At 48.2% G+C, this 13,064-nt stretch carries 10 protein-coding genes; 4 read left to right on the forward strand and 6 right to left on the reverse strand.

Annotated elements, in window-relative coordinates; translation table 11 throughout:
- Positions 1–135 precede the first annotated feature (135 nt).
- Both ACJJI6_RS18185 and ACJJI6_RS18190 read left to right on the forward strand, forming a co-directional pair.
- Positions 136–1,524 carry a pyridoxal phosphate-dependent decarboxylase family protein gene (locus ACJJI6_RS18185; RefSeq protein ID WP_475711539.1) on the forward strand — a complete coding sequence of 463 codons (1,389 nt, stop codon included), beginning with the start codon at positions 136–138 and terminating at the stop codon, positions 1,522–1,524.
- A 278-nt stretch (positions 1,525–1,802) separates the two neighbouring features.
- Positions 1,803–2,744, forward strand: coding sequence for an alpha/beta fold hydrolase (locus ACJJI6_RS18190; RefSeq protein WP_475711540.1), 942 nt, complete (start codon positions 1,803–1,805; stop codon positions 2,742–2,744).
- Between the two features lie 70 nt (positions 2,745–2,814).
- Here ACJJI6_RS18190 and ACJJI6_RS18195 read toward each other — a convergent pair whose 3' ends face one another.
- On the reverse strand, positions 2,815–3,600 hold the full coding sequence (locus tag ACJJI6_RS18195) for a DUF2884 family protein (RefSeq protein WP_444918481.1): 786 nt from the start codon (positions 3,598–3,600) through the stop codon (positions 2,815–2,817).
- A gap of 184 nt (positions 3,601–3,784) precedes the next feature.
- Here ACJJI6_RS18195 and ACJJI6_RS18200 point away from each other — a divergent pair, with 184 nt between their 5' ends.
- The gene (locus ACJJI6_RS18200) at positions 3,785–6,178 is read left to right on the forward strand and encodes a zinc-dependent metalloprotease (protein ID WP_475711541.1); all 2,394 of its coding nucleotides are present in this window, start codon (positions 3,785–3,787) and stop codon (positions 6,176–6,178) included.
- Positions 6,179–6,229: 51 nt separating this feature from the next.
- On the opposite strand, the gene ACJJI6_RS18205 is transcribed toward ACJJI6_RS18200, so the two are convergent.
- The 3 genes from ACJJI6_RS18205 to ACJJI6_RS18215 form a co-directional block, all read right to left on the reverse strand.
- Positions 6,230–7,066, reverse strand: coding sequence for a transglutaminase domain-containing protein (locus tag ACJJI6_RS18205; protein WP_282930871.1), 837 nt, complete (start codon positions 7,064–7,066; stop codon positions 6,230–6,232).
- Between the two features lie 4 nt (positions 7,067–7,070).
- Positions 7,071–7,301, reverse strand: coding sequence for a DUF350 domain-containing protein (locus ACJJI6_RS18210; protein WP_108734840.1), 231 nt, complete (start codon positions 7,299–7,301; stop codon positions 7,071–7,073).
- Between the two features lie 317 nt (positions 7,302–7,618).
- Positions 7,619–7,912, reverse strand: coding sequence for a putative quinol monooxygenase (locus ACJJI6_RS18215; RefSeq protein ID WP_475711543.1), 294 nt, complete (start codon positions 7,910–7,912; stop codon positions 7,619–7,621).
- A 171-nt stretch (positions 7,913–8,083) separates the two neighbouring features.
- Here ACJJI6_RS18215 and ACJJI6_RS18220 point away from each other — a divergent pair, with 171 nt between their 5' ends.
- Positions 8,084–9,076, forward strand: coding sequence for a LysR family transcriptional regulator (locus ACJJI6_RS18220; RefSeq protein ID WP_475711545.1), 993 nt, complete (start codon positions 8,084–8,086; stop codon positions 9,074–9,076).
- Between the two features lie 107 nt (positions 9,077–9,183).
- Here ACJJI6_RS18220 and ACJJI6_RS18225 read toward each other — a convergent pair whose 3' ends face one another.
- Together ACJJI6_RS18225 and ACJJI6_RS18230 are read right to left on the reverse strand one after the other, a co-directional pair.
- A complete protein-coding gene (locus ACJJI6_RS18225; RefSeq protein WP_475711547.1) occupies positions 9,184–10,686 on the reverse strand; it encodes a S8 family serine peptidase in 1,503 nt (500 codons plus the stop codon).
- A 1,847-nt stretch (positions 10,687–12,533) separates the two neighbouring features.
- Positions 12,534–12,932, reverse strand: coding sequence for a globin (locus tag ACJJI6_RS18230; RefSeq protein WP_444915274.1), 399 nt, complete (start codon positions 12,930–12,932; stop codon positions 12,534–12,536).
- Between the last annotated feature and the right edge of the window lie 132 nt (positions 12,933–13,064).

Below are 13,064 nucleotides of genomic sequence, written 5' to 3' on the forward strand. Positions count from 1 at the left end.
TCTTGCCATAAAGATAAGTGTTTTTGTCCTTATTGTTCGTATCGTTTTAATTAATTTTTTATTAGTTTAAGTCTAATAGAGTAATTAATTTTTTATACTAGATCAGGTACTGGAAAAGGAGTTTAGGGGTCAAAAATGGATAATAATGACAGCAAAAATTTTTCTAATGCCATAGAAGTACTATCCTTGGCAGCGCGGTACGCTGAGGAATATGTTGCTGATATTCGCGATCGTCGCGTAAGTCCGTCCGCTTTTGATATTGATCAAATGCAATTTTTTAACAGCGACTTGGCCCGGGCTGGGGAACCGGCAGAGGCTGTTGTCGAGAGCCTGCATCGTTATGGTTCTCCGGCAACAGTTGCCAGTACCGGTGGGCGATTTTTCGGATTGGTGGTAGGTGGGGCTACGCCAGCTTCTATGGGCGCGGCGGTAATGAACGCCGTTTGGGACCAAGTGGCGGTTCTGGAGGCGTCGGCGCCTTCTGCAATTTATCTGGAACGTATTGCGGCAAACTGGATATTGGAATTGTTAACCTTGCCGATGGAAAGTAGTGTGGGTTTCACCACAGGGTCATCTATGGCCAATATGGTGTGCTTGGCTGCTGCGCGAAATACGCTTTATCAAAAATTAAATATCGACCTGGCAAAAAGCGGGCTAGCCGGTGCGCCGCCACTGCGTATTGTTGTTTCTGAACAGTCCCATGTCACAGTTCACAAGGCGCTCTCTATTCTTGGATTTGGTATGGATCAGGTGATTAAAGCGCCCTGTGATGAACAGGGGAGGGTGCGAGCAGATACTTTTCCCGAGGTTGATGAAACCACCATTATTTGCCTTCAGGCGGGCAACGTAAACTCCGGCAGTTTTGATCCGTTTGCAGACATAATTCCCGAAGCTAAATCCAAAGGTGCCTGGGTACATGTCGACGGTGCCTTTGGTTTGTGGGCAGCGGCATCTCCAGCGAAATCAGTGTTGACTACTGGAGTAGAACAAGCAGATTCCTGGGCTGTAGATGCTCATAAATGGCTAAATACGCCTTATGACTGCGGTTTGGCAATTTGTCGAAAGCCGGGGGCTGTACACAATGTGATGACAACCCAGGCGCCATACTTGCAAGTGGGATCGCTGGTGCCCCCCAAGGATATGGTGCCAGAATTCTCACGCCGGGCCAGAGGGGTGGAAGTGTGGGCGGCGATTCAGGAGATGGGCCCGAAGGGAGTAGCGGCGATGATTGATCGCTGCTGTATCCATGCCCAGCATCTGTGCGAAGGCTTGGCAGAAATGGGCTATGAGATCCTTAACGATGTAGTGTTAAACCAGGTGGTGGCAACTATTGGCACTGCGGAAGACATTCAAGAGATAGTCAGGACCATACAGGAGGAGGGCGTTTGCTGGTTTGGAACGACTACCTGGAGAGGAAAAACGGCCCTGCGTATTAGCGTCTCTTCCTGGGCGACTACCGATAATGATATTGCCCTCACCCTGGATGCTATTTGCCGGGCGACGGAGGCTCAGATGTCCAGATAACCCTTTGTGTGACTTGAAGTACTAGGGGGCCTTCTAAAGTAAATAGCACTTAATGTTTACGTCTTTTAGGTCAGGCTGGGGTAGTTGGTGAATTATTTGGAGGCCCTCTTGTTTCCACCTTTGGCGGTAGCAGCCAGTTTCAGTTACGAGAGCCGTCTATCCTTGTTGAATGGGCGCGGATCTGGGCCATTATTTTCAAGCTTTTGCTTGCGGTATTACTATTTCCGCCAACTCAGCCACTTTTTCAGCGCATAAAGGTGAGGGGCTCGGGTAGAACGATGACTTTTTGGCTGGTTTTAATTCTTTTTCTAATTCTACTCTGGCTTCTGTGGATGGCGTTTTGTAGTCCCAGTTTAAGTCGCAATGAGCTACTGAAATTCTCTTTTAATCAACTTACGCTAGCCGGTGGTTTATCCGTTAATTATCGCGAGATGGGGCCAGTTGATGGCGTTAATATACTTTGCCTTCACGGTGGTGGTGATTCACTGAGCGCCTGGAATGCCTGGGCGACAAAATTGGCAGAAAAATATCATGTTATTTTGGTGGACTTACCTGGGCATGGATTGACCGACCCGTTACCAGGAGGCACTTATACACCTAAGCATTTTGCCGATTTTATTGCAGAATTTGTCGCAACCCTGAAACTTAGGGACTTTGTGATCGCTGGCCATTCATTTGGTGGAAATGGGGTTTTACGCTATTTAACAGGACATCCGAATATACCCAGGGCCGCTATTCTTGTCTCTCCCGGTGGTTATAAATGTGGCAAGGGACTGGAAATGCCTGCTGGTATTGCCCGATTTGCCACCAGCCATTGGGGGCGAAAAATGGTTGCGCACATTGGTAGTCGTGGATTATTGAGAAAAATGCTGGCTTCCAAATTTTTCTACAATCCGCAGGCTCTGCCAGGGGAAATGCTGGAACGAATCTATTTGCTTTCCCGCTATGAGAAGAATCGTGGTACAGCGATCAATTTGGTTGCTAATGCCACAATAAATTTCCAACCGTTGCCGGACTTGGAGACTATAAAAATTCCAGTTTTATTTATCTGGGGGGCAGAAGATCAAATTATTCCCTTGTCCGTAGGAAAATATTTCTCTGACAAGTTGCCTAATGGAGAGTTAATCGTATATCAGAAGATGGGGCATATGTCCCATGTCGAAAATGCTGAACAAAGTGTCACCGACGCAATGGAGTTTTTGCAGCGTCAGGGGCTGTGACAATACAGTGGAAAATTTAAAAAAGAGGCCGCAGTGCGGCCGAGTTTGGGGGGATGAAAATCAAGAGCGCCTAATTGATGACAACCAGGCCGGCTTTCACTATGTCGTAGTGACTGAGTTCTGGTACCTGCTGATGTAGGTCGGTTTCCAGTCGATCGATGGATTCCAGTTGTGTACACAAGCGGTTTGCAGACTGCTCAATACTTTTACCGCGCTGTTCCAGTAACCGCTCCGCCTCTTCAGTGGCCTGTTCTTCAATGCTTTCCCCGCCGGTAAAGGCAGCTTTGAAGGCATGCCAGGCAATAGTTCCCGCGGACTCCATAGCGAGGCGTTCGATACGGGGTTCAAACTCTTCAGAGATGGTTTTCTCTATATAGTTACCCATTTCCTCGTTTCCCAGCTGGTAGATCTCGCCCTCTCGATTGAGGCGGTCCTCAGTGCGCTGGATCAGGTCGGCGGAAAACTGTTGGAGTTCGAGGATATCCGGGTGGTCCGGCCCGGCGAGGGTGCTGATGGCAATGGATAGGCCATCCATTGCGATATCGACCGCCTCAAGGGTGAGTACCAGTGTGTCACGACCGGCGATGTGAAGCTGTTGACGGTACTCCTGAAGCAGTTGCTCCTGCTGAGAATTGAGGGGCAGCAACTCACCATCCACTGATAGCTGGTTGGGCAGCTGAAATGTCACCAGTTTTCCGTCTTCCCCATCGACGGTGAAAAAGTCCGGGCCTACTTCAATGGCGTAATCTGTGGACACGTTGCAGTCGTTGGTATCGACATGAAAAGAATCGTGGGCCATTGCCTGGGTACTGATACCGAGGCCTATCAGGGTTGAAAGTGCGATTGGCTTCCACATATGCCGGTTTCCTATTGTGTGTCTTTTCAATGTGACGCGCCTGAGTCGCCGAACAGATGCAGGCAGCTTGAAATATTTTTCATTTTTTCCTGACGCAGGCCCAGGGAGTGATGGCCAAGCGTGGATGTTCCAGCGGGTATTCTGTATTTTTAGCCCATAACACTTAATAAATTGAGGGTATTCAATGTCCATAAGCAGGCACATTGCCGCACTGTGCTTCTTGATAGTCAGCACAATGGCACAGGCCGGGAGCATCGCGGAGTACACCGCAGGCATGCATAGGCACAGCGGCTTCCACGACTTTTACTGGGACGAGGCTAACGGCCGGGTGTTGCTGGAGATCGATGAGTTTGAGCGCGAGTTGCTCTTGCTCACCGGGCTGGCCCAGGGACTGGGTTCAAACCCGGTGGGCCTGGATCGGAACCAAGTGGGTGAGAGCCGCTTGGTGAAGTTCCAGCATTCGGGTAATAAGGTATTACTGCATCAGGTGAATCTGAAATACCGTGCCCAATCAGCAAATGCGGCTGAGCGCCGCGCGGTTGAGGAAGCTTTCGCTTCGTCCGTACTCTGGGGCTTCAAGGTGCTTGCTCAGAGCGATAAGGCAATACTGGTGGACTTTACGCCTTTCCTGCTGAGCGATCAGCACGGCATTGCTACACGTCTCAAGGGCGCAGAGCAGGGCAGTTACAGTGTGGATAAGAGCAAGTCAGCAGTTTATCTGCCCCGCACAAAAAACTTTCCCAAGAACAGTGAGTTTGAGGCCCAGTTAACTTTTGCTGGATCAGCTCCGGGAAACTATCTGCGCGAAGTGGTTCCGACCCCTACATTGGTGTCCCTGCGCCAGCATATCTCCCTGATTGAATTGCCAGATAACGACTATGAGCCCCGCCGTTTTCACAGCCGCAGCGGCTACTTCCCGTTCGCTTATCGAGATTACGCTACAGCGATTGAAGAGCCTCTGGACCAGCGTTATATCTACCGTCATCGACTGGAGAAGAAGGCGGGTAGCGATGAGGTTGTGGAGCCGATTGTTTACTACGTAGATTCTGGAGTGCCTGAGCCGGTGCGTAGCGCCCTGATCGAAGGGGCGAGCTGGTGGGACCAGGCATTCGCTGCAGCAGGATTTAAAAATGCGTTTCGCGTAGAGATTCTGCCGGAGGGCGTCGATCCTTTGGATGTTCGCTATAACGTGATTAATTGGGTACACCGCTCCACTCGCGGTTGGTCCTACGGTTATTCGGTTTACGATCCCCGCACCGGCGAAATTCTAAAAGGCAATGTTACCTTGGGGTCCCTGCGTGTTCGCCAGGACTTTCTGATTGCTCAAGGGCTTGTACAGCCCTACCGCGGCGACACCGTCAGTACTGAGCAACTAAAGAATATGGCCCTGGCCCGTATCCGTCAGCTATCCGCTCACGAAGTAGGCCACACCCTGGGGCTGGCGCATAACTTTGCTGCCAGTAGCGAAGAGCGCGCTTCAGTAATGGATTACCCGGCTCCGCTGGTCTCTCTGCTGGGAGGTAAGTTGGACCTGACAGATGCCTACGCCACTGGCATCGGCAGTTGGGATAAGTTGGCGGTTCGCTACGGCTATGGCGAGAGCGATGATGAAAAAAGTTATCTCGACAGTGTTATCGCTGAGGCTGGGGAACAAGAGCTGCGCTTTATTTCAGACCCGGACTCCCGCACCATCAATAATGCTCACGCAGTCTCACACCTTTGGGACAACGGCACCGACCCATTGATGGAATTCCAGCGGATGGTCGACTTGAGGCGTCATGCCCTGGATAACTTCTCTGCGGCGGCAGCGCCGTTATCCGCGCCCCGCTCTGACCTGGAAGAGACCCTGGTGCCTGTGTACTACGGTCATCGCTACCAGGCGGAGGCTGTGGGCAAATTGATTGGTGGCTTGGACTATGACTATGTCTACAACGGTACCGATCAAAATAGCTATACCCTGGTGCCCGCAGAGCGACAACAGCGGGCAATTGATGCACTGCTGGATACACTTTCGCCGCAGTTTCTCACCTTGCCGGAGCAGGTCTTGCAGCTGATTCCGCCCAAGTCCTATGGCTACGAACGTACTATCGAGAGCTTTCCCTCATATACGGGGGTAGCTTTTGATGGGGTGGCTCTGGCGGAAGCGGCTGCTGGGCATACGCTATCAATCCTGATGGACCCGCAGCGCGCGGCGCGAATGAATCAACAGAGTGCCCGCAGCAGTGAGGTACCGGGGTTTGCTAGCCTATTGCAGCGCTTGAGCGCACTGGCTCTGCAGGGTGAGGGTTATACCGGTCTGCAGGCGAGTGTGCACCAGCGGGTTAATCACGCCTATATCGAGCAGTTGATGTTACTGGCCAGTAATGCAAAGGCAGACGAATCAGTGCGGGCCAAAGCGCATTTGGAGCTGGCAAAACTTCTTCAGGAAATTGGTTCTATGCGGCTGTTTGGCGATGATCCTGAGGGCTATAGTGCGCACTATTACTATGAGGCACAGCGCATCGATGCCTTTAAGCAGGGCAAGCTGGAAGTAAAACCTGGTGCGGTTAAAGCGTTGCCGCCAGGATCTCCGATCTGATCTGAAACGGATAAAAGGGGGTGGGCTGTAAACGCTCACCCCCTTTGGGCATTAACCGCGAATAAACTGGGACTTCTTTACCCAGTGATTTCCTCGGTATTGTCGAGTGGGGGTTGGGTTTTTCTTCGCCCAGAAAAAGTGGCGGTTAAACTGAAATTCCGCATCGTAACCCTCCGCCAGCGCTGCCAGGGGCATGGCTTGCCAGCTGGTCTGGCGGCGTTTGCTGGTTGCCTCCAGCAGGTACTCTTGATCGTTCAAGATGGCCACTACCCAGGCGTGACCCTGACCTTTATGGGTTCCGAGTGCCACCCGCGCATCAACTCCCAATTCGATCAGCCAATCTGCCAGTAAAATAGCGTGGTCTTCACAGTCACCACGCTTTTGGTAATAGGCCTGCCGGGATGTTTGCCAAATGTCTGACAAACCGGCGTATTGCAGGTGATCGTACTGGTACTCTTTATTCATAGCCAGTGTATAAAGAGGCACCCAAAGCTGTTGAGTCTTAAAGGGCTTGAACCCCACCAGGTAGCTGTTGGCAAAGTGGTGTTGCTGGTCCAGTCCCCGGGCGGACGCTGTCGCCGCCTCAATTCCCTGCCAGTTCCACACTGAGACATGAGCGCTCTCTTCCAGTGAGCGTTTGTCGACTACTTTCTGGATGGTTTTTTCTTCCAGAGGATAGCGGGTACCCACCACTCGCACTACACCTTGTTGTGAGTCCACAATACTGGCTAACTGACTGCCGCTGCTACCAAAGCTCCGTAAATTATCGGAAAGGGGGATTTCCGGTGTGCTTTTAGTTGGCGGCTCCTGTGTATTAGCTCGCCGTACAAGTTCAGGGGTGATCAGTGCGAGGGAAAGTATCAGTGTGATAGCCAGCCACTTGCGCATAGTGCTATCCCTTGAGGCCAAATGAAATAATGATGGCAACAAATATCAATATGGTTGATGCAAATATAGATACAGCGATATTGCCATTTTTTAGCTCGCCTTCGATATCTACAGAGCGAAGCAGTTTCTTATCAATGGTAATCAGTGCGGTGATACCAATAAATAACGCTAGCAGCGTATAAATTAGGTTAATGCCCAGGTTAAACAGGGTTGCCGTTAAAAATTCCAGTTCCATAAATCCTTCAGGCTAATTACGTTTATTAGTGACTGTTAATGGAATAATTTAAGCATAGGGCCTGATTGAGTGCAAAGGATGACCGACCCAGATAAACCGACAGCTTAATTTACAGGTGATTATCAACCTTAATTGGCAATCCGGACTTGTTGATTAGTATTTTATTTGGCTGGGTTGCAATTGGGGAATAGCTCTAGACGAAGAGTTGCTGCGTCGAAGGGATTTTACGCTTAATTTACAGGGAAAGCCTTTTGAAGAAGTGTATTTATTAGCTCGGTGTTATCCAGGCGGGAACCTGGATAACACACCGAGTTTGATTAGTTATCAATCTCGGTCATTTCATTCAATACAAACTCTTCAACGGCGCCCTCGGTTGCTTTCATATAGTCTTGCAGGTGCTTATTGTTCATGTGGGTTTGCCACAGATCGCGAGTTTCCCAATTTTCATAAAACAGGAAGTGTGCAGGATTGTCATTGTCTTGATGAAGGTTGTAATTAATGCAACCAGCTTCTGCTCGTGTTGTATTAATGAGTTTTAACAATTCAGATTTCACCAGGTCAATTTTGTCGGCCTTGGCTTTAATGTTGGCAACGATAGTGAGCCTGCTCATGTGAACGCCTCTTTGTTTCAATATGTGTTGGATTAAGGTTTGTACTCTTTTCCTTGATCCTTTCAGAGGAGACCTAGTGAACAGCTTAGCTGTCTCCTGGGTAAGGACTGGGATGTCGAGCTGATGAAGTCATTCTAGATCTAGATTGCATCGCTAGAAACACTATAATCTTTGAATCTTTATCAAAAATATATTGAAAATATGCAGCTTGAAGACTTGAGGGTCATTCTTAAAGTGGCCGAGTTTCGCAGTATCACTGCGGCCGCCGCCAGTCTCGACTTACGCACTGCAACTGCCAGCGCAGCGATCAAGCGTGTGGAGAGCGCGCTGGGAGCGGACTTGTTTATTCGCACGACGCGGCAATTGCGGCTATCCAGTGCTGGGGAAAGGTTTATTCCCAAATGTGAGGAGGCCCTCCTGACTTTGGACCTCGCCCGACAAAATCTCAAGGAAGACAGCGGTCAGATAGATGGCGAGCTTCGCATAGGTGCATCCTCGGACCTGGGAAGGAACCTCGTAACTCCTTGGTTAGATCAATTGTTGCAGGAACACCCGGGGCTGAGTCTAAGAGTGAATATCAGTGATAGCCAAGTGGACTTTTACCGGGATCCTGTGGATATCGCGTTGCGCTACGGCCCCCCAGCGGATGCCAACCTGTATGGTTTTAAGATTTGTGACGTGCCCCGTTTATTGTGTGCAACCCCGGCCTACTTACAGGAAAAGGGTTCCCCGAAAAAACCGGAGGATCTCTCCGCACATAATGGCCTTTTTTATCAGCTTCACGAGATTGTGCACAATAATTGGGAATTTTTTCGGGGCGAAGAGATATACAAGATACGTATGTCTGGGAACAGGTCGTCAAATGACGGTGACCTGGTGCGACGTTGGTGTACCTCTGGCTATGGACTTGCCATTAAGTCATGTCTGGATATGTCTGCGGATTTACTTTCCGGTCAGGTAGTGGCCACTATGCGAGACTATAAACCCAAGGCGACGGAGCTGTGGTTGGTATCTCCGGGGAGGCAGTCAATAACACCGACGGTACGATTAGTGCGCGATACTTTGAGAGATCGGTGTTCAGAGGTTTTAAAGCAGCTGCTGGCAGAGGACATACTTTCTGAGGCTGATTTCAGTAATGGAACGGACGCAATGTTGAGGTCTTAATTTTCTTTGTAGCCATATGGTTATCCTTGAAAACTATTTGTTAGTTCCTGGAAAAAGGGGAGCCTTGCTCCCCTTTTTTATTCAAGCTCTAGTTAATCCAACTGGGATCAGGAGCCTGAGCAGCCGTAGGTATCCAGGTAGTCATAGGCTGCTTTTGCCTGGACGAGGCCGTAGCCGTAAGCATTATCTCTTCCCGCATCACCGAGATCTTCCGCTGTGGCCGTAAGGGCGTTGCGGATCTCTGTATTGCTACAGTTGGGGAAGTGGCTCCATACCAATGCGGCAACACCGGCAACGTGTGGGGTAGCCATGGAAGTGCCATTGAAATATTCGTAGCTTGTAGCCTCATTTTCCAAATCTACGCTGGCACTCAGCTGCGTGAGTAGAGTTGCACCATCAGTGTCAGAAATACCAACCGAGGGAATAGTGGTTACAGTATCGCTCAGGGTTGCGCTGGAGAGTAATCCCTCTTCATTGTTGTAAATAATCGCTCCGATACCACCACCGGACTCACAATTTAAAACTTTCTCCGCAAAGCTGATATTGCCTCGCGCAATCAGGCAAATCTTACCTGCCGCACTGGTGCAAGCGGATTCAGCCGTACCACAGTCTTCCATTGAACCGGTGATTGCACCAGCTGGGGTGCCTGATATTGGGGCTGATTCGATGTCAACACTGCCGACGGTTAAGCTAGAGATTCTGCCAGTATCAGTGGGAACAGAAGATAGAACCTGTACTCCGGGGGCGGAAAGTTCTACCTGGTCAGTCTGCTGAGAGGAGGACCAGATAGCTTTATCGCTATCGATAGCACCGACGGATACAACAGAGGAGTATGAGGCTGGGTAGGAGTGCGCAGTGTTACCGTCGTTTCCGGCTGCCGCGATGGACAGGATTCCCTGGCGATTTAGGTTGTTAAAGGTTCGTCTTTCGAGGAAGTTGGCACTTTCACCGCCCAGACTCATATTGATGACGTTAGCACCATTGTCGGCACAAACCTCTGCGGCTGCCATTAGGGAGGAGGAGTAGGCCCAGCCGTCGCCATCAAACACTTTTACAATATGCAGATTAATATTACTGCTGGGCATCACGCCAATGACACCGGTACCATTATTCATCGCAGCGATAGTGCCGGCCACATGGGTACCGTGACCGCTTTGATCTTCATACCAGTTACCTGCGCCGCTTGGGTCACTGGTACCAGTGACGGCGTTTCCGGACAAATCTTCGTGAACTAGATCGTAGCCGGAATCAATAATACAGACTGTGCGGTTGCCGGCCTGAGTATCACCTAGTTGATCTGCCTGCACCATGGTGATCCCGTAGGGGGTTTCCTGGGACATCGGATACCGCTTAACGTCTTCTTCAATAAAAGCAACATCCGGGTTCGAGCGCATTTCTTTTAGGGTGGTTGCAGACATATGTGCTGCCATCGCATTCTGGCGGCGTATTTCAAGAGCCTGTCTTCCGCCTCTCTTCTTCATAAAAGACTTAACGGATTCGCCTTTTCCCTGCTTGAAAGTCACGATATAACGCTTGTCCTCAGCAGTGGCGTTGCCGGTTACGGCGAGCGCTAAAATGCTGGCTGCAAATATAGACAAGGATTTATTCATTGGATGCTCCTGAAGATTTCTATGTTTATTGTTGCTTTTGTCGACGTTCTAATTTCAAATTTTTTGGTTGTTGATATTTACTTGATCGTCGAGGAGAGGAATTTATCAGGCTTTTCTTGTCGTATGAATAATTATTTTTTATATTTTTAATTATGAGGTTGTTTTTATTATGTAGATGGCCGGTATGATTGCTTTGGCAGGCGAGATGAGGTGGGGCAGCTATTTTCTTAGAAGGTGCTTGGTGTGGCTGGCCGAGAATAGTCATTTACAGGGACAATATGGCAGTTGAAGTACCTAATAAGGCTCCTTCTGTGATAGGTCGAATTGCAAAGAGGTTTTCCTGGAGAAAATTTTAGCCGAATTAAATTGACCAGAAGAAGGCAAAGCTAATCTTCTATCTCTCCTTGCTTGAGGGTAATGGATAAATTTTTTACCATTTCTATTTCGATGGACATGCTCCATGTCAAAATTGAAGTTCTGTTTTATCTTGATGGGAATTCTGATTAAAGGGTTTATTTGGTAATGTTGTGTATGAATTGAAAATATTTTCAGTTTGTAAGTTTTATTGATACAGCCTTTCCTGTAATTGGAGTGCCACCCTAGTTGGCTATGATTATGGTGGCTTCGGTATGGGGTGGGATGCATCAAGGCGAATAAATTATTCATTGAAGTTCTTGATTTTCGTTTTTAATTCTATTCTTTTGCTGGGAAGTGCCAATCTAAGAAAAGTGTTAGCTGGTTGAGTTTGACGGGATTTTTCGGAGAAATGTGCGCCATTTGTTCTGGAGAGGTGTTTTTTCTCTGGCCAAATTTGTTAATTGGTTCAGTGGTCGATTGCTATCTCCTGTGGTGGCTCTATATGGTTGTGCAAACGTTTGTTGATTGGTTCTCATAATTTTATTTTTGTTTAAAAATATATTTTAACTTGTTTACTTTGGTGCTTTTTCCATAGTATAAAAAATTCTCTTGAAAAGTATTTGTTAATTGGAGAGTTTTATGAAAAGTTTATTTTCAGCGCTTGTTTTTGGTGTTTTGTTGAGTGGGAGTGTTGCTACGTTAGCTTCTCTTCCCGAAGAATTGCAGTGCATGGTAGATTGTAGAGAGAGTGGGTATGGCACTGAGTACTGTAAGGCGTTCTGTAATTACTGAATTTTATCGAGGGTAGTTAAAATGGCCGCCCGGGTCTTGGGTGGCTATTTCCATTTGCTTTCAATCTTATCTGGATAAAATAATATTCGATAAATATTTGCATATCTTAAAGTTGATAGCTGATCCTATACTAAGATTGATGTTTTTATTATCCTAATTTCATCTCGGATCTTCTTTAACTGTAATGTAAATAAATTTTATAATTTTATTGCGTGTTGGCGGGCGGTTTGAAGGCGGGTCTATATTAAAAGTTTTTGTATGGCTTTCTATATGACTCGGAGAGTACTTGTCATTGATTGTTACTATAAGATCTTTCTTCGCGTAAATCCATATGAAGACTTGTGGTAACAAGCCTCAAGAAATGTCGCCCCCAGCTTTGGGAAGGTTCACTCTATACAGTAGCCATGCTGGCTGATTTGAAAAAACACCATACTTTCGTACTATCCTGGTTTCTTCGCTACTTTATTTTAGATATCTAGTGCAAATTTTATAGATACATTTTCTTTCATGGGGTAGTTACAGGTGAGTATTTAATAATTTATATCCCAGGTCGGGAGTGTAGCCCTATGCCGGCACTAGGTATGCCTTTATATTAAAACTATCAAAAGGCCCGACAAAAATGGCTGGCTTAGGGCTTAGGGCTTAGGGCTTAGGGCTTAGGGCTTAGGGCTTAGGAAATTAAACTTGGAGTCTGAGCATTAGTATGCTTGACGTATAATTTCAATGCCTGGGAGGATTGCTCGGTTCCAGGCGGCTTCAATTTCGGGGGAAAATTCCTCGTCGTGCTGCCTAATAGTAGCGAGCAGGGCGTCGAGCCATAGGCGATACCATTCTGGGCGGATATTATAGCCATTGCGATCGTGGCTTTTACCCAAAGCGCGCAGCTTGGTGTCTGGCATGCCGCGTGAATAAAGCACCAGCTGCATAATGCCGTTACGCAAAAGATGGCGCTGGGCTTTCATATCTGTATTGGCAAAGAGCTGACGGATGTCTGTAGAACTTCCCATAAAACGATCATAAAAATCCACAAAAAACTGTTCTTTATTGCAACAGCGTCCATAGCTTTGAAAAACGATATCACTATCCGTTGGTTGCATCGTTTTGGTTACCTCTTATGTTGGCCACCCTCAGTTTTACTTTTAAGTGGCCTCTGTGACTAATATGCATTTGGAAGGGGGGCGGCGATTCTAGCGATCGAATTTAGAAGCGGGAAGTACAATTTGGCTGTG

Source organism: Microbulbifer maximicatervae (SeqCode) (assembly GCF_056232625.1).